The 21,226-nt window shown below is 74.0% G+C and carries 21 protein-coding genes; 19 read left to right on the top strand and 2 right to left on the bottom strand.

The annotated features are described in order from the left end of the window. Positions 1 to 33: 33 nt before the first annotated feature. Together ACI79I_RS07125 and ACI79I_RS07120 are read right to left on the bottom strand one after the other, a co-directional pair. A complete protein-coding gene (locus ACI79I_RS07125; RefSeq protein ID WP_456991602.1) occupies positions 34 to 711 on the bottom strand; it encodes a DUF305 domain-containing protein in 678 nt (225 codons plus the stop codon). Then, complete coding sequence (locus tag ACI79I_RS07120; protein WP_456991601.1) at positions 708 to 1,514, bottom strand: DUF3105 domain-containing protein; 807 nt, start codon at positions 1,512 to 1,514, stop codon at positions 708 to 710. Before ACI79I_RS07120 ends, ACI79I_RS07125 begins: the two co-directional genes overlap by 4 nt. 171 nt (positions 1,515 to 1,685) lie before the next feature. Here ACI79I_RS07120 and argS point away from each other — a divergent pair, with 171 nt between their 5' ends. The 19 genes from argS to ACI79I_RS07025 all read left to right on the top strand — a co-directional run bounded on the left by argS (position 1,686) and on the right by ACI79I_RS07025 (position 21,179). Further along, on the top strand, positions 1,686 to 3,347 hold the full coding sequence (gene argS, locus ACI79I_RS07115; protein WP_456991600.1) for an arginine--tRNA ligase: 1,662 nt from the start codon (positions 1,686 to 1,688) through the stop codon (positions 3,345 to 3,347). Continuing rightward, positions 3,344 to 4,837 (top strand): diaminopimelate decarboxylase, encoded by a 1,494-nt coding sequence (gene lysA / locus ACI79I_RS07110; RefSeq protein WP_456991599.1) that lies wholly within the window; start codon positions 3,344 to 3,346, stop codon positions 4,835 to 4,837. Before argS ends, lysA begins: the two co-directional genes overlap by 4 nt. Beyond that, on the top strand, positions 4,834 to 6,126 hold the full coding sequence (locus ACI79I_RS07105) for a homoserine dehydrogenase (RefSeq protein ID WP_456991598.1): 1,293 nt from the start codon (positions 4,834 to 4,836) through the stop codon (positions 6,124 to 6,126). The genes lysA and ACI79I_RS07105 overlap by 4 nt, the downstream gene beginning before the upstream one ends. Beyond that, on the top strand, positions 6,123 to 7,208 hold the full coding sequence (gene thrC / locus ACI79I_RS07100; protein ID WP_456991596.1) for a threonine synthase: 1,086 nt from the start codon (positions 6,123 to 6,125) through the stop codon (positions 7,206 to 7,208). Before ACI79I_RS07105 ends, thrC begins: the two co-directional genes overlap by 4 nt. Then, the gene (gene thrB, locus ACI79I_RS07095; RefSeq protein WP_456991595.1) at positions 7,205 to 8,131 is read left to right on the top strand and encodes a homoserine kinase; all 927 of its coding nucleotides are present in this window, start codon (positions 7,205 to 7,207) and stop codon (positions 8,129 to 8,131) included. Before thrC ends, thrB begins: the two co-directional genes overlap by 4 nt. A 243-nt stretch (positions 8,132 to 8,374) precedes the next feature. Next, a complete protein-coding gene (gene rho / locus ACI79I_RS07090; RefSeq protein WP_456991594.1) occupies positions 8,375 to 10,522 on the top strand; it encodes a transcription termination factor Rho in 2,148 nt (715 codons plus the stop codon). Positions 10,523 to 10,701: 179 nt separating this feature from the next. Next, positions 10,702 to 10,926, top strand: coding sequence for a 50S ribosomal protein L31 (rpmE, locus tag ACI79I_RS07085; protein ID WP_456991593.1), 225 nt, complete (start codon positions 10,702 to 10,704; stop codon positions 10,924 to 10,926). Between the two features lie 91 nt (positions 10,927 to 11,017). Then, positions 11,018 to 12,097: a peptide chain release factor 1 gene (gene prfA / locus ACI79I_RS07080; protein WP_456991592.1), complete on the top strand. Its 1,080-nt coding sequence runs from the start codon at positions 11,018 to 11,020 to the stop codon at positions 12,095 to 12,097. After that, complete coding sequence (prmC, locus tag ACI79I_RS07075) at positions 12,094 to 12,954, top strand: peptide chain release factor N(5)-glutamine methyltransferase (RefSeq protein WP_456991781.1); 861 nt, start codon at positions 12,094 to 12,096, stop codon at positions 12,952 to 12,954. Before prfA ends, prmC begins: the two co-directional genes overlap by 4 nt. Before the next feature lie 14 nt (positions 12,955 to 12,968). Next, entirely contained in the window at positions 12,969 to 13,625 is a 657-nt protein-coding gene (locus tag ACI79I_RS07070; RefSeq protein WP_456991591.1) for an L-threonylcarbamoyladenylate synthase, read from the top strand. A 179-nt stretch (positions 13,626 to 13,804) separates the two neighbouring features. After that, the gene (locus ACI79I_RS07065; protein ID WP_456991590.1) at positions 13,805 to 15,070 is read left to right on the top strand and encodes a glycosyltransferase family 4 protein; all 1,266 of its coding nucleotides are present in this window, start codon (positions 13,805 to 13,807) and stop codon (positions 15,068 to 15,070) included. Next, positions 15,067 to 15,543, top strand: coding sequence for a hypothetical protein (locus tag ACI79I_RS07060; RefSeq protein ID WP_456991589.1), 477 nt, complete (start codon positions 15,067 to 15,069; stop codon positions 15,541 to 15,543). The genes ACI79I_RS07065 and ACI79I_RS07060 overlap by 4 nt, the downstream gene beginning before the upstream one ends. A 119-nt stretch (positions 15,544 to 15,662) precedes the next feature. Next, complete coding sequence (locus ACI79I_RS07055) at positions 15,663 to 15,887, top strand: hypothetical protein (protein WP_456991588.1); 225 nt, start codon at positions 15,663 to 15,665, stop codon at positions 15,885 to 15,887. Beyond that, positions 15,884 to 16,711, top strand: coding sequence for a F0F1 ATP synthase subunit A (atpB, locus tag ACI79I_RS07050; protein WP_456945644.1), 828 nt, complete (start codon positions 15,884 to 15,886; stop codon positions 16,709 to 16,711). The genes ACI79I_RS07055 and atpB overlap by 4 nt, the downstream gene beginning before the upstream one ends. A gap of 66 nt (positions 16,712 to 16,777) precedes the next feature. Further along, positions 16,778 to 17,017: an ATP synthase F0 subunit C gene (atpE, locus tag ACI79I_RS07045; protein WP_100498270.1), complete on the top strand. Its 240-nt coding sequence runs from the start codon at positions 16,778 to 16,780 to the stop codon at positions 17,015 to 17,017. Positions 17,018 to 17,061: 44 nt separating this feature from the next. Further along, positions 17,062 to 17,640 (top strand): F0F1 ATP synthase subunit B, encoded by a 579-nt coding sequence (locus tag ACI79I_RS07040; protein WP_456945645.1) that lies wholly within the window; start codon positions 17,062 to 17,064, stop codon positions 17,638 to 17,640. Next, positions 17,640 to 18,512 (top strand): F0F1 ATP synthase subunit delta, encoded by an 873-nt coding sequence (locus ACI79I_RS07035; protein ID WP_456991587.1) that lies wholly within the window; start codon positions 17,640 to 17,642, stop codon positions 18,510 to 18,512. Before ACI79I_RS07040 ends, ACI79I_RS07035 begins: the two co-directional genes overlap by 1 nt. Positions 18,513 to 18,567: 55 nt before the next feature. Further along, positions 18,568 to 20,205 carry a F0F1 ATP synthase subunit alpha gene (gene atpA, locus ACI79I_RS07030; RefSeq protein ID WP_456991586.1) on the top strand — a complete coding sequence of 546 codons (1,638 nt, stop codon included), beginning with the start codon at positions 18,568 to 18,570 and terminating at the stop codon, positions 20,203 to 20,205. A gap of 2 nt (positions 20,206 to 20,207) precedes the next feature. Beyond that, positions 20,208 to 21,179: a F0F1 ATP synthase subunit gamma gene (locus tag ACI79I_RS07025; RefSeq protein ID WP_456991585.1), complete on the top strand. Its 972-nt coding sequence runs from the start codon at positions 20,208 to 20,210 to the stop codon at positions 21,177 to 21,179. Positions 21,180 to 21,226: the final 47 nt, after the last annotated feature.

Here is a 21,226-nt window from a genome sequence, read left to right as displayed (position 1 = left end):
CGGCCCGGACGGCGGCTCCCGGGGCGCCGGCTCTCAGGGAGCCGGGAGCGGGGTGCCGCCGCGGGCGGTCAGCATCCCGACCATCGTCGTCGTCTCGGCGGTCTGGGTCCCGGCGATCGTGCGGGCGAGGGTGGCGACGGCCGGCACGGTCGCGTGCGCGGCGCCGTACTCGGCCATGTCCCGGCCACCCTGGTGGTGGCGGATCATCAGCTGCAGGAACCGGACGTCGAACGCCGTGCCCGACAGCCCGCCCAGCTCGGCGAGCTCCTCCTCGGTGGCCATCCCGGGCATCAGCCCGCCGGGCGTCCCCGACCCGTCGTGGCCCGAGTGCCCGGCCTCGGCCGCCATCCACGCCATCGGGTCGCCGCCCGACGGCGGCAGCCCCCACAGCGACAGCCAGCCCTGCATCCGGCCGACCTGGTTGGTCTGCGTGGCGGAGATGTCGAACGCCAGCTGGCGGACCTCCGGGTCGGCGCTGCGCTCCAGGGCGACGTTGGCCATCTCCACCCCCTGCAGGTGGTGCGTGGCCATGTCGCGGGAGAAGCCGGCGTCCACGGAGTCGGCGGTCGGCGTCGGGGGGACCTCGTCGCGGCCGATGCCCAGCGCCACCGCCGCCCCGCCGCCGAGCAGCAGCAGCCCGACGGCGATGACGGCGAGCAGTGCCGTCCGCAGCCCGCGGCCGCCGCCTCCCGCCGCGTCCCCGCGGGTCACGGCGTGCCGGTCTCCGCCGCGGCCGTGGGCGTCGACGGCGCGTCGGTCGTCATGGCGCTGGTCCCGCGGCTGCCGTCGTCGACGGTCAGCGGGTCGCTGACGAACTGCGGGTTCTCGCAGCTGGCACCGACCTCGGGGTAGAAGTCGGGGTTGAAGGTGAGGAAGTCGGCGAACTGCTCGATCCGCGGGTCGTCGACCGTGTCGACCTTCAGCTGGTGGTTCCAGGACTGCAGGCTGACCGGGGAGTCCAGCCCCGCGTAGGGGGACAGCATCCGGCCGGACTCGCTGGCGACGTCGGCGAGCGTCTCGACGTCCGCGCCGGAGACCCGGTCGGGGTCGTAGGTGATCCACACCGCGCCGTGCTCCATGCTGTGGACGGCGTTCTCGTGCCGGATGTCGACGTCGTAGACCGTGCCGGTGCAGTCGGCCCACTCGCCGTCGTGCGGCCCGCCCACGGGCGGGGACTGCTCGTACTGCACGGGAGTGGTCACGTGCTCCTGGCCGGCGGCGTAGTCGAAGGCCTGGACGCCGGCGATCTCGTCGACGGAGTCCACGCGCGCGGCGTCGGCCTCGTTGACCTGCACCACCGCGTAGGTGATCACGGCGGCGGCGAACACCACCACGGCGACCGCGGCGGCGATCAGGCCCCAGGGCCGCTGCGGGCTGACGACGTTGGTGACCGGCGGGCGGGTCCGCCCGCCCTTGCCGGCGGTGCGGCCGGCCGGCCGGCTGCCCGAACCGGAGCCCGGCGTGCCGGACCCGCCGCGCGCGCGGCCGTCCTGGGGCTTACGGTCCTTGGCCACGGCCTGCTCCTCGTGCTCGTCGGGTGCTCGGGGCCGGGCGGGCGCGCCGGGCCCGGGGACGAGCCGGTGCCGCCCCCTCGGGCCCCACTGTAGGTCGGCGACCTGGCAGGCCCGGGCACGCGCGCCCGGAGGGCCGCCGGGGGCCGGATCGGCGGTCAGTACGCTCGTGCGGTGACACCGGAGCAGTTGCGCGACGTCGTCCGGACCGCCGTGGCCGCCGCCGTCGACCGCGGCGCGCTGCCCGTCGCGGTCCCCGAGGACGTGCTCGTCGAGCGCCCCAAGAACCCCGAGCACGGCGACTACGCCACCAACGTCGCCCTCCGCCTGGCCAAGCCGGCCGGGAGGCCGCCGCGGGCGGTCGCCGAGGTGCTGGCCGAGGAGGTGCGCGCGCAGCCGGGCATCGCCGCCGTCGACGTCGCCGGTCCCGGCTTCCTCAACATCACCCTCGCGCAGGGCGCGCTCGGGCGCATCGCCGTCGAGGCGGTCACCGCGGGGGAGGGGTACGGGCGGACCGGCACCCTCGCCGGACAGCGGCTGAACCTGGAGTTCGTCTCCGCCAACCCGACCGGGCCGGTGCACATCGGCGGCAGCCGGTGGGCCGCGGTCGGCGACGCGATCGGCCGGCTGCTGGAGGCCAGCGGCGCGGACGTGACGCGCGAGTACTACATCAACGACGCCGGCGCGCAGATCGACCGCTTCGCGCGGAGCCTGCAGGCCGCGGCGAAGGGGGAGCCGGTCCCGCAGGACGGCTACGGCGGCACCTACATCGCCGACATCGCCGCCCAGGTGCAGGCCGTCGAGCCCGACGTCCTGGGCCGGGACGACGCCGAGCAGGTGCAGGTGTTCCGGGAGCGCGGGGTCGCGCTGATGCTCGACGAGATCCGCCGGTCGATGGAGGACTTCGGGGTCGCCTTCGACGTCTGGTTCAGCGAGGAGTCGCTGTACGGCTCCGGCGCGGTGGAGAAGGCGCTGGCCCGGCTGCGCGAGCAGGGGCACGTCTACGAGGCCGACGGCGCCGTCTGGCTGCGGACCACCGACTTCGGCGACGACAAGGACCGCGTGCTGGTCAAGGCCGACGGGGAGACGACGTACTTCGCCTCCGACTGCGCCTACTACCTGGACAAGCGGGCCCGCGGCTTCGACCGGGTCGTGATCATGCTGGGCGCCGACCACTCCGGCTACGTCGGCCGGTACAAGGCGCTGGTGGCCGCGGCCGGGGACGACCCCGACACCCACCTCGAGATCCTCATCGGGCAGCTGGTCAACCTGCTCCGGGGCGGTGAGCCGGTCCGGATGAGCAAGCGGGCCGGCACCATCGTGCTGCTCTCCGACCTGGTCGACGCGATCGGCGTGGACGCCGCCCGGTACGCGCTGGCGCGCGCCTCGGTCGACCAGCAGATCGACATCGACGTCGACCTCTGGAGCCGGCAGACCAACGACAACCCGGTCTTCTACGTCCAGTACGCCCACGCCCGGATCTCCTCGGTGCTGCGCAACGCCGCCGACCTCGGCCTGGCCCTCGGCGAGCCCGGGGACGTCGACGCCGCGCAGCTGGGCCACGAGCGGGAGAACGACCTGCTCCGGGCGATCGGGGAGTTCCCGCGGGTGCTGACCTCGGCCGCCGAGCTGCGCGCGCCGCACCGGGTGGCGCGCTACCTCGAGGAGCTGGCCGGCACCTACCACCGCTTCTACGACACCTGCCGGGTGCTGCCGCGTGGCGACGAGGAGCCGACCGCGCTGACCACCGCCCGGCTGTGGCTGTGCGCCGCGACCGCCGTCGTCCTCCGCAACGGCCTGGGCGTGCTGGGCGTGAGCGCACCGGAGCGGATGTGAGGGCGCACCCCGCGGGGCCGCTGCACGGCAGCGTCACCCCGCCACCGGCGGCCGGGCCGCCCCCGGCCGACCTGGGCACCCTCGACGAGCGCGTCTGGCCGCGCTCGGCGACCCGGGTCGACGGCGAGCTGCACCTGGGTGGCCGGCCGGTGACCGAGCTGGTCCGCGCGCACGGGACCCCGCTGTTCGTCCTCGACGAGGCCGACTTCCGCGGTCGCGCCGCCGACTTCGCCGCCGCGTTCGACGGCGCCGACGTCCACTACGCCTCCAAGGCCTTCCTGTGCGGGCAGGTGGCGCGGTGGATCGCCGAGGACGGCCTGCACCTGGACGCCTGCTCGGGCAACGAGCTCGCCGTCGCGCTGGCCGCGGGGTTCCCGGCCGAGCGGATCGCCCTGCACGGCAACAACAAGTCGCTGGTCGAGCTGCGGCTGGCCGTCGACGCCGGCATCGGGCACGTGGTCCTGGACTCCTTCGACGAGATCGAGCGGCTGGTGCCCCTGGCGTCGGCGCGGGTCGCCGCCGGCGGGGCGCCGGTGCCGGTGCTCATCCGGGCCACGGTCGGCATCGAGGCGCACACCCACGAGTTCATCGCCACCGCCCACGAGGACCAGAAGTTCGGCTTCTCGCTGGCCACCGGGGACGCGCTGACCGCGGCGGTGCGGGTGATCCGGGAGCCGGCGCTGCGGCTGACCGGGCTGCACAGCCACATCGGCTCGCAGATCTTCGACACGGCCGGCTTCGAGGCCGCCGCCCACCGCGTGGTCGGGCTGATGGGTCAGGTGCACCAGGCGACCGGGCAGGTGCTCGAGGAGCTCAACCTCGGCGGCGGGTTCGGCATCGCCTACCTCGCCGAGGACGACCCGGTGAGTCCCGCCGACGTGGCCCGGCGGCTGCGCGCCGTGGTCGAGGCCGAGTGCGCGATGGCGGGGCTGCCCGTGCCGCGGCTGGCCGTGGAGCCCGGCCGGGCGATCGCCGGCCCCGGCACGGTCACCCTCTACGAGATCGGCACCATCAAGCCGGTCCGGCTCGGCGCGAGCGGCACCCCCGGGGCGCCGATGGTGCGCAACTACGTCTCCGTCGACGGCGGGATGAGCGACAACATCCGCACCGCGCTCTACGACGCCGCCTACACCTGCGTGCTGGCCAACCGCACCTCCGACGCCCCGCCGGCGCTGTGCCGGGTCGTCGGCAAGCACTGCGAGAGCGGCGACATCCTGGTGCGGGACCTGTGGCTCCCCTCGGACGTGCAGCCCGGCGACCTGCTCGCGGTCGCGGCGACCGGCGCCTACTGCTGGTCGATGGCGAGCAACTACAACTACCTGCTCAAGCCCCCGGTCGTGGCCGTGCGGGACGGCGTCGCCACGGAGATCGTGCGGCGTCAGAGACTGTCGGACGTGTTCGCCCTCGACGCCGTCCTCGCCGACGTGCCCGCCCCCTCGCCGGCGATCGACCAGCCCGCGCCCGAGAACCCCGTGGGAGCCACCTCGTGACGACGCCGCTCAAGGTCGCGCTGCTGGGCTGCGGCACGGTCGGCAGCGCCGTGCTGCGCCTGCTCGGCGAGCAGTCCGGCGACCTCGCCGCCCGCATCGGCCGGCCGGTCGAGGTGGCGGGGGTGGCCGTCCGCCGCCCCGACCGGCACCCCGACGTCCCGGCGCACCTGCTGACCACCGACGCGCACGGGCTGGTGACCCGGCCCGACGTCGACATCGTCGTCGAGGTCATCGGCGGGATCGAGCCGGTGCGCTCGCTGCTGCTGGCCGCCTTCGAGGCGGGCAAGTCGGTGGTCAGCGCCAACAAGGCGCTGCTGGCCGACGACGGCACCGAGCTGCACGCGGCCGCCGCCAAGGCCGGCGTCGACCTGTACTACGAGGCGGCGGTGGCCGGGGCGATCCCGCTGCTGCGCCCGCTGCGCGAGTCGCTGGCCGGCGACCAGCTGCGCCGGGTGGTCGGCATCGTCAACGGGACGACGAACTACATCCTGTCCCGCATGGCCGAGACCGGGCACGGGTTCACCGAGGCGCTGGCCGAGGCGACCGAGCTGGGCTACGCCGAGGCCGACCCGACCGCGGACGTCGACGGCTTCGACGCCGCCGCCAAGGCCGCGATCCTGGCCTCGCTGGCCTTCCACACCGAGGTCACCGCCGGCGACGTCCACCGCGAGGGGATCAGCACGGTCACCGCGACCGACGTCGCCCGCGCCGCCGAGATCGGCTGCACGGTCAAGCTGCTCGCGATCTGCGAGCGGGTCCCGGGCGAGGGCGGGGACTCCGTCGCCGTCCGGGTGCACCCGGCGATGATCCCGACGACGCACCCGCTGGCCGCTGTCGGCGGGGCGTTCAACGCCGTCTTCGTCGAGGCCGAGGCCGCCGGCCAGGTGATGTTCTACGGCCAGGGGGCCGGCGGCGACGCCACCGCCAGCGCCGTCCTCGGCGACCTGGTGGCCGTGGCCCGCAACCGGGTGTCCGGCGTCGCCGGTCCCGGCGTCACCACCTACGCGGGGCTGCCCGCCCGGCCGATCGCCGAGACGCCCACCCGATACCACGTCAGCCTCGACGTCGCGGACAAGCCCGGCGTGCTGGCGACGGTCGCGCAGGAGTTCGCCCGGCAGGGGGTCAGCATCGCCACCGTGCGGCAGGACGGGCACGGGGACGCCGCGACGCTGGTCATCGTCACCCACAGCGCCCCCGACGCCGCGCTGTCGGCGACGGTCACCGCGCTGCGGGAGATGCCGGCCGTCCGCGCCGTGACCAGCATCCTGCGTGTGGAGGGACTGTCATGACGACGCAGCTGCCCGTGCGGGGCACCGTCTCGCCGCTGTGGCCCGGGCTCATCGAGGCCTACCGGTCCCGGCTGCCGGTCAGCGACAGCACCCCCGTGGTGACCCTGCAGGAGGGGGCGACCCCGCTGGTGCCGGCCGCGGAGCTCTCCCGCCGCACCGGCTGCGAGGTCTACCTCAAGGTCGAGGGCGCCAACCCGACCGGGTCGTTCAAGGACCGCGGGATGACGATGGCCATCACCAAGGCCGTCGAGGAGGGCTCGCAGGCGGTCATCTGCGCCTCCACCGGGAACACCAGCGCCAGCGCCGCCGCCTACGCCGCCCGGGCCGGCCTCGTCTGCGCCGTCCTCGTGCCGCAGGGCAAGATCGCGCTGGGCAAGCTGGCCCAGGCACTGGTGCACGGGGCCAAGCTGCTGCAGGTCGACGGCAACTTCGACGACTGCCTGGCGCTGGCCAGCAAGCTCGCGATCGACTACCCGGTCAGCCTGGTCAACAGCGTCAACCAGTTCCGCATCGAGGGGCAGAAGACCGCCTCCTTCGAGATCGTCGACGTCCTCGGCGACGCCCCCGACATCCACTGCCTGCCGGTGGGCAACGCCGGCAACATCACCGCCTACTGGCAGGGCTACCGGGAGTACGCCGCCGACGGGACGGCGTCCCGGACCCCGCGGATGTGGGGCTTCCAGGCCGCGGGCGCCGCGCCGATCGTCAGCGGGCAGGTCGTCGAGAACCCGCAGACCATCGCGACGGCGATCCGGATCGGCAACCCCGCGTCCTGGACCAAGGCGCTGGCCGCCCGGGACGACTCGGGCGGGCGCATCGACGCGGTCACCGACCGGGAGATCCTCGCCGCCTACCGGCTGCTGGCCCGCAGCGAGGCGGTCTTCGTCGAGCCCGCCTCGGCCGCCTCGGTGGCCGGCCTGCTCAAGGTGGCGCAGGCCGGGGAACTGGAGTCCGGGCAGCGGGTGGTCTGCACCGTCACGGGCAACGGCCTCAAGGACCCGGAGTGGGCGATCTCCGGTGCGCCGGCCCCCGTGACCGTCCCCGTCGACGCCGCCGTGGCCGCCGCGCAGCTGGGCCTGTGACCCCGCCGCAGGGGGACGCGGTGCAGGTCCGCGTCCCGGCGACCAGCGCCAACCTCGGCCCGGCCTTCGACTGCGCCGGCCTGGCCCTCACCCGTCACGACGTCGTCGGGTTCGCCGTGGCCTCCACCGGGCTCGAGGTCTCCGTGACCGGCGAGGGCGCGCACGACCTGCCGGTCGACGAGTCCCACCTGGTGGTGCGCGCGTTCCGGGCCGCGTGTGACGAGCTCGGCTGGACCCCGCCGGGGCTGCGGGTCGTCGCGCGCAACGGCATCCCGCAGGGGCGGGGGATGGGCTCCTCCGCGGCGGCGGTGGTGGCCGGCGTGCTGGGCGCGTGGGCGCTGTGCCCCGAGGTGGAGGCCGTCGACGAGGGCGCCGTGCTCCGGCTGGTCACCGCGCTGGAGGGCCACCCCGACAACGTCGCCGCCTGCCTGCTGGGCGGGGTCACGCTCTCCTGGATGGAGACCACCGGCGCGCGGGCCGAGCGGCTCGAGGTGCACCCCGACGTCGTCCCGGTGCTGCTCGTGCCCGACGAGACCCTGTCGACGCACGTCGCGCGCGGGCTGCTGCCCGACGCCGTCCCGCACGCCGACGCGGCGTTCACCGCCGGCCGTGCCGCGTTGCTGGTGCACGCGCTCACGACCGCGCCGGCACTGCTGCTGGAGGCGACCGAGGACCGGCTCCACCAGCGCCAGCGGGCCTCGGCGATGCCCGCGTCCCTCGACCTGGTCGACCGGCTCCGGGCCGCCGGTCACGCCGCAGTCGTCTCCGGAGCCGGGCCGACGGTCCTCGTGCTCGCGGGAGGCCCGGCCGCCGGTGCGGACGTGTCCCATCTCACCCCTGAGGGGTGGACCGAGCTGCCGGTCGACGTCGACCGGACCGGTGCCCGCGTGCTCGCAGGTCAGCGCCAGGTATCGTCTCGGTAACGAGGAACACACCCGTGTCGGACGGTGTTGTCGTGTCCGTGAGCGCGGTTTAGGCTCACGGCGTAGCCGCCCAGTAGGGCGAGCCTCGCGCGGGGCGATGCAGACGATGTTCCGTCGCCGCAGATACCGCCTCGCACCCACTCGATCCCGTTCTTCTCGCTGCCTTGGACAGGTCACCAGGGAGGGGAACCGGGTCACCCCCTGCGCTGCTAGGCGCAGGTCTCCGCAGGGAAGGACCTGTACGTGAGCGAGACCACCGACCTCGTCACCCCGCAGAGCGCGGGTACCGACGAGGCACCTGCCGCCTCTGGGACGACGGGCCGGACCCGTCGCCGCGGCAGCGGGCTGTCCGGCATGCTGCTGCCCGAGCTGCAGCGCCTGGCGGCCGAGCTCGGCATCTCCGGCACCGGCCGGATGCGCAAGGGCGACCTGGTCGCCGCCATCTCCGCCCGTCAGGTGGGCGGCGAGGGCGCCAGCAGCGCGCCCGCCACCGGGGACACCGGCACGACGGCCGGCATCCCGACCGCACGGAGCGCCGACAGCGCCCGTGGCGTCGCGGCCACGGCCGCCCCCCTCGAGGCCCCGGTCAGCGGCGGCGCGAACGGTGGCCCGGTCACCGCGCCGGCGGAGGGCACCGCCGAGGCCGCGCCGCGGCGCCGTCGCGCGGCGAGCCGTCCCGCGGGCGCGCCGGCGGCCGAGACGGCCGCCCCGTCCGCCGAGGCCACCACCGCCACCCCCGACGTCCGCGCCGAGGCGCCCGCCGCAGAGACGGCCGCTGCTCCGGCCCCCGAGAGGACCGACGACGACCGCACCGACGGGGACCGTCCGCAGCGCAACCGCGAGCGGAGCGGCCGCAACCGGGGCGAGCGCACCGAGCGGGACGGCGACCGCGCCGAGCGCGGCTCTCGCGAGGAGCGCAGCTCCCGCGACGGCGACCGGGCCGAGCGTGGCACCCGCGAGGAGCGCGGCTCCCGCGAGGAGCGCGGCTCCCGCGACGGCGACCGCGCCGAGCGCGGCACCCGCGACGGCAACCGCGGCCCCGAGCGCGGTGAGCGCGGGGGCCGGCCGGACAACCGGAACGACAACCGGGGCGGCGGTCGCGACGACCGCGGCCCCGACACCCGCAACGACGAGGACGACGACGACTTCGAGGGTGGCCGCGGCCGCCGCGGTCGTCGCTACCGGGACCGCAACCGCCGGGGCAACAACGGCCGGGAGCGGTTCGACCAGGGCGAGCCCACCATCAGCGAGGACGACGTCCTGCTGCCGGTGGCCGGGATCCTCGACGTCCTCGACAACTACGCGTTCGTCCGGACGTCGGGCTACCTGACCGGCCCGAACGACGTGTACGTGTCGCTGTCGCAGGTGCGCCGCTACGGCCTGCGTCGCGGGGACGCCATCACCGGCGCCGTCCGGCAGCCGCGCGACGGTGAGCGCAAGGACAAGTACAACGCGCTGGTCCGGCTCGACACCGTGAACGGCCTCGAGCCCGAGCAGGCGCGGCAGCGTCCGGAGTTCACCAAGCTGACCCCGCTCTACCCGCAGGAGCGCCTGCGGCTGGAGACCGACTCGCACCAGCTGACCACCCGGGTCATCGACCTGGTCATGCCGATCGGCAAGGGGCAGCGCGCGCTGATCGTGAGCCCGCCCAAGGCCGGCAAGACGATGGTGCTGCAGTCGATCGCCAACGCGATCACGACGAACAACCCCGAGTGCCACCTCATGGTCGTCCTCGTCGACGAGCGGCCCGAGGAGGTCACCGACATGCAGCGCTCGGTGAAGGGCGAGGTCATCGCCTCGACCTTCGACCGGCCGCCGTCGGACCACACCACGGTCGCCGAGCTGTCCATCGAGCGGGCCAAGCGCCTGGTCGAGATGGGCCACGACGTCGTCGTCCTGCTGGACTCGATCACCCGCCTGGGGCGCGCCTACAACCTGGCGGCCCCCGCCAGCGGGCGGATCCTCTCCGGTGGTGTCGACTCCACGGCCCTCTACCCGCCCAAGCGCTTCCTCGGCGCCGCCCGCAACATCGAGAACGGCGGCTCGCTGACCATCATCGCCTCGGCGCTGGTGGAGACCGGCTCCACGATGGACACGGTCATCTTCGAGGAGTTCAAGGGCACCGGTAACGCGGAGATCAAGCTGGACCGCCGCCTGGCGGACAAGCGGGTCTTCCCGGCCGTCGACGTCAACGCGTCGGGCACGCGCAAGGAGGAGATCCTCATGTCGCCCGACGAGCTCGCCATCGTCATCAAGCTGCGCCGGGTGCTCGCCGCGCTCGAGCCCCAGCAGGCCCTGGAGCTGCTGCTCGACAAGCTCCGCAAGACGCGGAACAACATCGAGTTCCTCATGCAGATCCAGAAGACGACGCTGGGCCCCGAGCGCGACTGAGGAAGGACCACCCTTCCCCCCGCGCCTCGCACGCTCGGCGCGGGTCCCTGAAGGGTGGCCGTTCCCGCCCGTCGCGAGTCAGGGATACTGAGCGACTGAGCCCCGCTGCGCGGCCGGAATGACCGGCCGGCCGCCGGCGTTCGACAGACCAGAACGGCACAGACCCCGGAAGAGGCGAGATGAAGCCCGGAATCCACCCCGACTACCACACCACCACGGTGACCTGTGGTTGCGGGAACACCTTCACCACCCGCAGCACGGCCCCCGGTGGCCAGCTGACCGTCGAGACCTGCTCCGCCTGCCACCCGTTCTACACGGGCAAGCAGCGGATCCTGGACACCGGCGGCCGCGTCGCCCGCTTCGAGAAGCGGTTCGGCAAGCGCAACGCCACCTCCGGCCAGTAGCACTCCCGACGGCGCCCGTCCCACCTCCGTGGGGCGGGCGCCGTCGTCGTGTCCGCCACCGCCCACCCCCCGCCGACAGAGGTGACCTTCGTTGAGCAGCCCGACCGAGGCCGCGCCCGACCGGGTGACCGGGCTGCTGGCCGAGCACGCCGCCCTGGAGCGGGAACTGGCCGACCCGGCCGTCCACGCCGACGCCGCCCGCGCCCGCCGGCTGGGCCGCCGCTACGCGCAGCTCGCGCCCGTCGTGGAGACCAAGCGGGCCCTGGACGCCGTGCGCGACGACCTCGCCGCCGCCCGCGAACTGGCCGCTGAGGACCCGTCCTTCCGCGAGGAGGCCCAGGCGCTCGAGCTGCGCGTGCCGGTGCTGGAGGAGCGGCTCCGTGAGCTGCTGCTGCCCAAGGACCCCGACGACGACAAGGACGTGATCCTCGAGGTCAAGGCGGGGGAGGGGGGCGCGGAGTCCGCCCTGTTCGCCGGCGACCTGCTGCGCATGTACCTGCGCTACGCCGAGCGGCGCGGCTGGTCGGCCGAGGTCATCGACGCCGTCGACGCCGACCTCGGCGGCTACAAGGACGTCTCGGTGGCCATCAAGTCGCGCGGGGACGAGGGCATCTGGTCCCGGCTGAAGTTCGAGGGCGGCGTGCACCGCGTCCAGCGGGTGCCGGTCACCGAGAGCCAGGGGCGCATCCACACCTCCGCCGCCGGGGTCCTCGTGCTCCCCGAGGCCGAGGAGGTCGACGTCACCGTCGACCCCAACGACCTGCGCATCGACGTCTTCCGGTCCAGCGGCCCCGGCGGGCAGAGCGTGAACACCACCGACTCCGCCGTCCGGATCACCCACCTGCCCACCGGCATCGTGGTCAGCTGCCAGAACGAGAAGAGCCAGCTGCAGAACCGGGAGTCCGCGCTGCGCATCCTGCGCTCGCGGCTGCTCGCCGCCGCCCGCGAGGAGGCCGCCGCCGCGGCCAGCGACCAGCGGCGCAGCCAGGTGCGCACCGTGGACCGCAGCGAGCGGGTGCGCACCTACAACTTCCCGGAGAACCGGATCAGCGACCACCGGGTGGGCTTCAAGGCGCACAACCTCGACCAGGTGCTCGACGGCGACCTCGACCCGGTCATCGACGCCCTCACCCGCGCGCACACCGCCGAGCTCCTGGCGGCCGGGTCCTGAACGCGCGCGGCCTGCTCGCCGATGCGGTCCGCCGGCTCTCCGATGCCGGCGTCGAGTCCCCGCGGGTGGACGCCGAGCTGCTCCTGGCGCACGTGCTCGGTGTCTCCCGCACCGGCCTGCTGACCCTGGGCGACGTCCCCGGCGACGCGGCCGACCGGTTCGCCGGGCTGCTCGACCAGCGGGCCGGCCGGGTGCCGCTGCAGCACCTCACCGGGCGCGCACCGTTCCGCCACCTGGAGCTCGCCGTCGGCCCGGGGGTGTTCGTGCCCCGGCCCGAGACCGAGCTGCTCGTGGAGTGGGTGCTGGGCCGCCTCGCCGGCGTCCCCGAGCCCGTCGTGGTCGACCTCGGCAGCGGATCGGGCGCCATCGCGCTGTCGATCGCGCACGAACACCCCGGCGCCCGGGTCACCGCCGTCGAGCGGGACGCCGGAGCCATCGAGTGGACCCGCCACAACGCCGCCGAGCGGGCCGCGGCGGGGGACACCCCGGTGCAGGTGCTGGCCGGCGACATGACCGACCCGTGGCTGCTCCCCGACCTCGACGGCGCCGTCGACGTCGTCGTCTCCAACCCGCCGTACGTGCCCGACGGGGCCCGGGTGCCGCGCGAGGTCGCCGACCACGACCCGCCCCTGGCCCTGTGGGGCGGCCCGGACGGGCTGGACGTCGTGCGCGGCCTGGTGCGGACCGCCGCCCGGCTGCTGCGGCCGGGAGGAGCGCTGGGCATCGAGCACGCCGACCAGCAGGGCGGCGCGCTGCCGGCGCTCGTCCGGGCACACGGGGGCTTCACCGACGTCGCCGACCACGCCGACCTGGCCGGCCGCCCCCGGTACACCACCGCCCGGCGGGGGCCGGGGTGACAGACTCCGGTGCCGTGGCCCCATCTCCGACCCCGGCGACCTACGACTGCACCGACCCCGAGGCCAGGACCGCCGGGCTGGACGCCGCGGTGACGGCGATCGGCGCCGGTGAGCTGGTGCTGCTGCCCACCGACACCGTCTACGGCGTCGCCGCCGACGCGTTCACCCCGGCGGCGGTCACCCGGCTGCTCGCGGCCAAGAACCGCGGCCGCACGATGCCGGTGCCGGTGCTCATCGGGGAGGCGTCCACGCTGGCCGGCCTGGCGACCAGCGTGCCGCCGGTCGCCACGCGGCTGGCCGAGGCGTTCTGGCCCGGCGGGCTGACCCTGGTGGTCGAGCACGCGGCCTCGCTGGCCTGGGACCTGGGGGACGCCGAGGGCACCGTCGCCGTCCGGCTGCCCGACGACGACGTCGCCCGCGACCTGCTGCGCCGCACCGGACCGCTGGCCGTGTCCAGCGCCAACCGCTCGGGCCGACCCGCCGCCACGACCGCCGAGCAGGCGATCACCCAGCTGGGGATGCACGCGGCGGTGGTCCTCGACGGCGGGCCGCGGAGGTCCTCGGCGGCGAGCACGATCGTCGACTGCACCGGCCCCACCCCCCGGGTGCTGCGCATCGGCGCGATCCCCGTCGACCGCCTCCGCGAGGTCGTGCCCGAACTCACCGACTGAGGGCCGGGGGAGCGGCGCGGTCCGCGCCGTCGGGCTGGACGCCCGTCGGGAGCGCTACCGTGGGAGGACCGTCCGTCGCCGATCCCGCCGGGAGCACTGCCGCCATGAGCACCCCCTCCTGGGCCACCGGCCGGGTGGTGGGCCGTGCAGCCGGGACTCTGCTCGGCCCCGGCTGACCGATGCGCGAGTACGTCGTCGTCCTGCTCACCGCCGGGCTGGTCACCTTCCTGGCCACCCCGGTGGTGCGCATGGTGGCGGTCCGGCTGCGCATGATGGCCGCCCCGCGGGAGCGGGACGTGCACGTGATCCCCACCCCCCGCGGCGGTGGGGTGGCGATGTACCTCGGCGTGGCCGCGGCGGTGCTCGTGGCGACCCGGCTGCCGGCGCTGCAACGCACCTTCGAGGACTCCCAGACCGCGGCCGTCCTGGTCGCCGGCGGGCTCATCTGCGCCCTCGGTGTCCTCGACGACAAGTTCGGTCTGGACGCGCTCACCAAGCTCACCGGCCAGATCGCGGCCGCCGGCGTGATGGTGCTGATGGGCGTGCAGCTGGCGTTCGTCTTCCTGCCGGTCGCCGACATCGGGACGCTCTCCCTCGGCCCGGACATCGGCGTCCCGCTGACCATCCTGCTGACCGTCCTCACGGTCAACGCGCTCAACTTCATCGACGGCCTCGACGGGCTGGCCGCGGGCGTCTCGGCGGTCGCGGCGCTGGCCTTCTTCGCCTACAGCTACAACCTGGGCCTGGTCGGCTACGACGAGGTCGCCAGCGCCCCGGCCCTGATCACCGCCGTGCTCGCCGGCGCCTGCCTCGGCTTCCTGCCGCACAACTTCAGCCCGGCGCGGATCTTCATGGGCGACTCGGGGTCCATGCTCGTCGGGCTGATGCTCTCGGCCGCCGCGGTCACCGCGACCGGCCGGGTCGACCCGCAGTCGTTCGACTCCGCGGCCAGCCTGCTGCCGCTGGCCCTGCCGCTGCTCGTCCCGGTCGCGGTGCTGTCCATCCCCTTCATCGACCTGGTGATGGCCGTCATCCGGCGCACGCGGCGCGGGCAGTCGCCGTTCTCGCCGGACAAGATGCACCTGCACCACCGCCTGCTGGCCATCGGCCACTCGCACCGGCGCGCGGTGATGGTCATGTACTTCTGGGCGGCGCTGCTGTCCTTCGGCGCGGTCACGCTGTCGATCACCGGGGGCACCGCCGAGCTCCTGGTCGCCATCGGCGTCCTCCTCGTCGTCGGCGTCGTCGTCGTCCTCAGCCCGCGGGCCCGCCGGGCCGCGCGGGAGGCGCGGGCCGCCGAGCTGGCCGCCCAGCGCGAGCGCAGCCGCGCCGACCACCCCACGGCGCGGGCCCTCCGCGCCCCCACCAGCAGTCCCGGCCGGTCCCCGGACCAGCCCGCCGAGCCGTCCCCGCGGGCGGCGGGCGCCGGGCAGGGAGTTCGATGACCCAGACCACGTCCCAGCGCGAGATCCCCTGGGACCTCTCCTTCCTCCGGGTGGGCGGCCTGGTCACCGCCGGGCTCACCGCCGTCGCCGCCCCGCTGGCGGGCCTGCTCGGCGGTGCGGACGACGCCTACGCGGTCGTGGTCGGGGCGGTGGTGGTGACCGCCTTCTTCGCCGCGTCCGGGCTGGTCATCGCGTGGGCCGGCCGCCACGGCGACGCCTTCACCCTGCCCGCCGCGCTGGGGTCCTTCTTCGTGAAGGTGCTGGTCCTGGCCGTGGTCCTGGAGTCCCTGCCGGCCGACGGCTGGGTCGACCGGCGCACCCTGGCGTGGACGGTCATCGCCGGTGCGCTGCTGTGGAGCGTCGTCCAGCAGCGGTGGGTCTGGACCCGCCGCATCTACTACGTGCAGCCCCCCGCACCGCCCTCGACCGGGGGAACTGCCACTCCGCCGGAGAGCCCCGCGACACGCGGCTGATAGTGTCCGCAGCGATGGCCGAGGACAGCTCCTCTCGCGGGGGTTCTCGACCTCGACCTGCAACGCCCGCCGACCGTCAGCCCAGCGGGGCCGACATCGGCTGGGGGATCACCGGGACCATGCTCTCCGGGATCATCGTGTGGGGCGGGGTCGGGCTGCTGCTCGACCGCTGGTGGGGCACGCGCTTCGTCGCCCTGATCGGCGTCATCCTCGGCCTCACGGTGGCCATCTACCTGGTGGTCGTCAAGTACGGCGTCGTGCCCCCGGCCGAGGGGGACCGGCGCACCGGCTCCACCCGGGGCGGGCGACGCAGCCCGACCAGGACGCAGAAGGGACAACGGTGACCTCCAGCGCCCTCGCGCTCGTCGACGTGCTCGCCGCCGAAGGTGGTGAGGAAGGCGGTTTCCAGGCTCCGACCATCGCGGAGTTCTACCCGGAGCCGCTGGCCTCGTTCTCCCTCCTCGGGATCGACTTCGAGATCACCCGCATCACGATCCTCCTGTGGATCGCCACCGCGGCGATCCTCGCCCTGCTGGTCGCCACGGTGCGCAAGCCCTCGATCGTCCCCGGCAAGCTGCAGTGGCTCGGGGAGAGCGGCTACTCCCTGATCCGCGACGGCATGGCGCGCGACGTGATCGGCCCCAAGGGCCTGCCGTTCGCGCCCTTCCTCGCCTCGCTGTTCTTCTTCATCCTCGCGAACAACGCGATGAGCATCATCCCGTTCGCGCAGATCTCGCCGATGTCGAAGTTCGGGTTCCCGCTGGTCCTCGCGGTCATCGTGTGGGTGCTCTACAACTGGGTCGGCATCCGCGAGCAGGGCGCGGGCCGGTACTTCAAGGACGCCGCGATCCCGCCCGGCGTGCCGGTCGGCGCGCTGATCCTGGTCACGCCCATCGAGCTGCTCCAGGTGTTCGTGATCCGGCCGTTCACCCTGGCCGTGCGGCTCTTCGCGAACATGTTCGCCGGCCACATGCTGCTGGTCGTCTTCTCCCTGGGCGCGGTCTACCTGTTCACCGCGGGCGGCATCTTCCCGCTCTTCGGGGCCGCCTCGTTCGTCATGGCCGTGGTCATGACGTTCTTCGAGCTCCTGGTGATCGTGCTCCAGGCCTACGTCTTCACCGTGCTCACGGCGACCTACCTCAACGGCGCCGTCGAGCCCGCTCACTGACCGCACCACCCCCCAAGCCAGCCGCCCGGGAAGCCCGGGCGACCGACACAGGAGGAACCACCCCGCATGGACGTCATGGCAGAGCTCGTCGGCAGCATCGGTTCGGTCGGCTACGGCCTCGCCGCGATCGGCCCGGGTATCGGCGTCGGCATCGTCTGGGCCGCCTACATCCAGGCCACGGCCCGTCAGCCCGAGTCCGCCGGCCTGACCCGCACCTACGCCTTCCTCGGCGCGGCCCTCTCCGAGGCGCTCGCGCTGATCGGCCTGGTCGTCCCCTTCATCTTCGGGCCCGGCAACGCCGGCTGACCCGTTCCCTCCAGGTCGGACCCATCTGACATAGGGACACAGACATGAGCATCCAGGCTGCGGAGGCACACAACCCGCTGCTGCCGCCCGTCGGCGAGATCATCATCGGGCTGATCGCGTTCGCGATCGTCTTCTTCGTGTTCGCCAAGTTCGTCGCCCCGCGCTTCGAGCAGGTCTTCCGGGCCCGCCGCGAGGCGATCGAGGGCGGCATCGAGCGGGCCGAGGCGATGCAGGCGGAGGCCAAGGCGGCGCTGGACCAGTACCGCGCCCAGCTGGCCGAGGCCCGTACCGAGGCGGCGCAGATCCGGGACCAGGCCCGGGCCGAGGGGCAGCAGATCCTCGAGGAGCTGCGGGCGCAGGCCCAGCAGGAGTCCGCGCGGATCCTCGCCCGCGGCGAGGAGCAGCTGGCCGCCTCCCGGCAGCAGGTGGTCAACGAGCTGCGCGGCCACATCGGCGCGCTCGCCGTCGACCTCGCCGGCCGCGTCGTCGGGGAGTCCCTCGAGGACCAGGCCCGCCGCAGCGGCACCGTCGACCGGTTCCTCGACCAGCTCGACGGCATGGCCGCCGGGTCCCCGGACGGCCGCAGCGGCAGCTCGGTGTACGCCCCGGAGGGCAACCGCTGATGGACGCCTCCAGCCGGGCGGCGCTCGCGCAGGCGCGTGAGCGCCTGTCCGAGCTCTCCCGACCCGCCTCGGGCCTGGTCGAGAGGGCGCGGGACCGCCTGACCGGGCAGTCCCGCGCCGCGTCCGGCGACGAGCTCCTGGGCCTGTCCGAGGAGCTGTTCGCCGTCGCCCGCCTGCTCGACGACCAGGTGTCCCTGCGCCGGGCGCTGTCGGACCCGTCCGGCAAGCCGGCCGACCGGGCCGGTCTGGCCCGCCGGCTGCTCGACGGCAAGGTGTCCGGAGCCACCCTCGACCTCGTGGAGACGGTGGCCCGGCAGCGCTGGTCGCGGCCGCTGGACCTGGTCGAGGCCACCGAGACCCTCGCCACCGACGCCGCCCTCGACGCCGCGGACGCCCGTGGCGAGCTGGACGGGGTGGAGGACGAGCTGTTCCGGTTCGGCCGGATCGTCGCGGCGAACCCCGAGCTGTCCCAGATCCTCACCGACCGCACCGCCCCCGCCGCTGGCAAGTCCGCGCTGCTGGAGCGGCTGCTCGGCGGGCGGGTCAGCCCGATCTCCGCGCTCCTGCTGCGCAGCCACCTGACCAGCCGGCACGTCGGCAACGCCGAGAACGCCATCGAGCGGCTCTCCGAGGTGACCTCGGCCCGCCGTGGCCGGTCGGTGGCCCACGTCACCAGCGCCGTGGCGCTCACCGATGCGCAGGAGCGCAGACTGGGAGACGTGCTCAGCCGCCTCTACGGGAGGCCGATCGGGCTCCAGGTGACCGTCGACCCCGACGTCCTCGGCGGCCTGGTCATCCGCGTCGGTGACGAGGTCATCGACGGCAGCATCGCCCACCGTCTCGAGGCCGCCGGACGGCGCTTCGTCGGCTGACCCGCACCCGAGCCCCCAGACAGACACCACCCCGCAGGGAAGAGGACTCAGAGCCATGGCCGAGCTGACGATCTCCGCAGACGAGATCCGCAGTGCCATCCAGAACTACGTCACCGACTTCGCCCCGGACGTCTCCCGGGAAGAGGTCGGCATCGTCACCGAGGCCGGCGACGGCATCGCGCGGGTCGAGGGGCTGCCCTCGGTCATGACGAACGAGCTGCTCGAGTTCGAGAGCGGCGTCCGCGGCCTCGCCCTGAACCTGGACGTGCGCGAGGTCGGTGTCGTCATCCTCGGCGACTACGCCGGCATCGAGGAGGGCCAGCAGGTCCGCCGCACCGGCGAGGTCCTCTCGGTCCCGGTCGGCGACGGCTACCTCGGCCGCGTCGTCGACCCGCTGGGCAACCCGATCGACGGCGCCGGCCCGATCGCCACGACCGGCCGCCGGGCCCTGGAGCTGCAGGCCCCGACCGTGGTCCAGCGGCAGTCGGTGCACGAGCCGATGCAGACCGGCATCAAGGCCATCGACGCCATGACGCCGATCGGCCGCGGGCAGCGCCAGCTGGTCATCGGTGACCGGCAGACCGGCAAGACCGCGATCGTCACCGACACGATCATCAACCAGAAGGAAGCCTGGGCCACCGGCGACCCGAAGCAGCAGGTCCGCTGCATCTACGTCGCCGTCGGCCAGAAGGGCTCGACGATCGCCGCCATCCGCGCCGCCCTCGAGGACGCCGGCGCCATGGAGTACACGACGATCGTCGCCGCCCCGGCGTCGGAGGCTGCGGGCTTCAAGTACATCGCCCCCTACACCGGCTCGGCCATCGGCCAGCACTGGATGTACGAGGGCAAGCACGTCCTGATCGTCTTCGACGACCTGTCCAAGCAGGCCGAGGCCTACCGCGCGGTCTCCCTGCTGCTGCGCCGTCCGCCGGGCCGTGAGGCCTACCCGGGCGACGTCTTCTACCTCCACTCCCGGCTGCTGGAGCGCTGCGCGAAGCTCTCCGACGAGCTCGGTGGCGGCTCGATGACCGGTCTGCCGCTGATCGAGACCAAGGGCAACGACGTGTCGGCGTACATCCCGACCAACGTCATCTCGATCACCGACGGGCAGATCTTCCTCGAGACGGGTCTGTTCAACTCCGGTGTCCGGCCGGCCATCAACGTCGGCATCTCGGTGTCCCGCGTCGGTGGGTCGGCGCAGATCAAGGCGATGAAGTCCGTCGCCGGCCGCCTGCGGCTCGACCTGGCCCAGTACCGCGAGCTCGAGGCGTTCGCCTCGTTCTCCTCGGACCTGGACGCCTCCAGCCGCGCGACCCTCGAGCGCGGGCAGCGCCTGGTGGAGCTGCTCAAGCAGGGCCAGTACCAGCCCTACCCGGTGGAGCGGGAGGTCGTCTCCATCTGGCTGGGCACCACCGGCAAGCTCGACCGGGTGCCGGTGTCGGAGGTCCGCCGCTTCGAGTCCGAGTTCCTCGACTTCATCGGCCGGGGCAGCACCGGCATCTACGACGAGATCCGGCAGACCAGGACGCTCGGGGACGACGCCGTCCGCAGCCTGGAGTCCGCGGTCGAGGAGTTCTACCGCCAGTTCCAGACCTCCGAGGGCGAGCACCTGCACCTCAACGAGCCCGACGCCGAGGCGATGGACGCGTCCGAGCGCGGCCAGGAGCGCGTCCAGGTCAAGCGGAGCGCCTGACCGTGGCCGGCAACCTGCGCGCGCTGCGGCGCCGGATCCGCTCCACCCAGTCGACGAAGAAGATCTTCTCGGCCCAGGAGCTGATCGCCGGTGCCCGCATCGTCCGCGCCCAGGCCCGGGTGGAGGCCTCCAAGCCCTACGCCCGGGAGATCACCCGGGTGCTGTCCGCACTGGCGTCCTCGGCGTCGCTGGACCACCCGCTGCTCACCGAGCGGCAGAACCCGCGCCGCGCGGCGGTCCTCGTGATCACCTCCGACCGCGGGTTCGCCGGCTCGTACAACGTCAACGTGCTGCGCCGCACCGAGGAACTGCTCTCGTTGCTGCGCCAGGAGGGCAAGCAGCCGGTCCTCTACGTGGTGGGCCGGAAGGGGGAGACGTACTACTCCTTCCGCGACCGCGAGATGGCCGAGACCTTCACCGGCTTCTCGGAGCAGCCGAACTTCGTCGACGCCCAGCGGGTCGGTGAGGCGCTCATCGACGCCTTCACCGCCGGCGCGGACGACGACGAGTCCGGTGCCGGGGCTGACGGGGTGCTGGGCGTGGACGAGCTGCACATCGTCTACACCGAGTTCCGGTCGCTGCTCTCGCAGGTCCCGGTCGCCAAGCGGATGGCCCCGCTGGAGGTCGAGGAGGTCGAGGAGTTCGACTACGAGCGGGAGGACCGCGAGCGCGGCGTCACCGGCGACAGCGGGGTGCCGACCTCCTACGAGTTCGAGCCCTCGGCCGACGCGCTGCTCGACGCGCTCCTGCCGAAGTACGTCAACGCGCGCATCTACGCGTCGATGCTGGAGGCGGCGGCCTCGGAGTCGGCGTCCCGGCGGCGGGCGATGAAGTCGGCGTCGGACAACGCCGAGGAGCTGGCGAAGAACCTCTCCCGGCAGGCCAACCAGGCCCGCCAGGCCGAGATCACCCAGGAGATCAGCGAGATCGTCGGCGGTGCCGACGCGCTCGTGTCGGCCGGCGCCGACGACTGACCCCTCCCCGCGCGGCGGGGAGACTGAAGACGAAGGACCACCGAGCC

This window comes from Geodermatophilus sp. SYSU D01105 (genome assembly GCF_054050095.1).
This window is presented reverse-complemented; position numbering and strand designations above follow the sequence as displayed.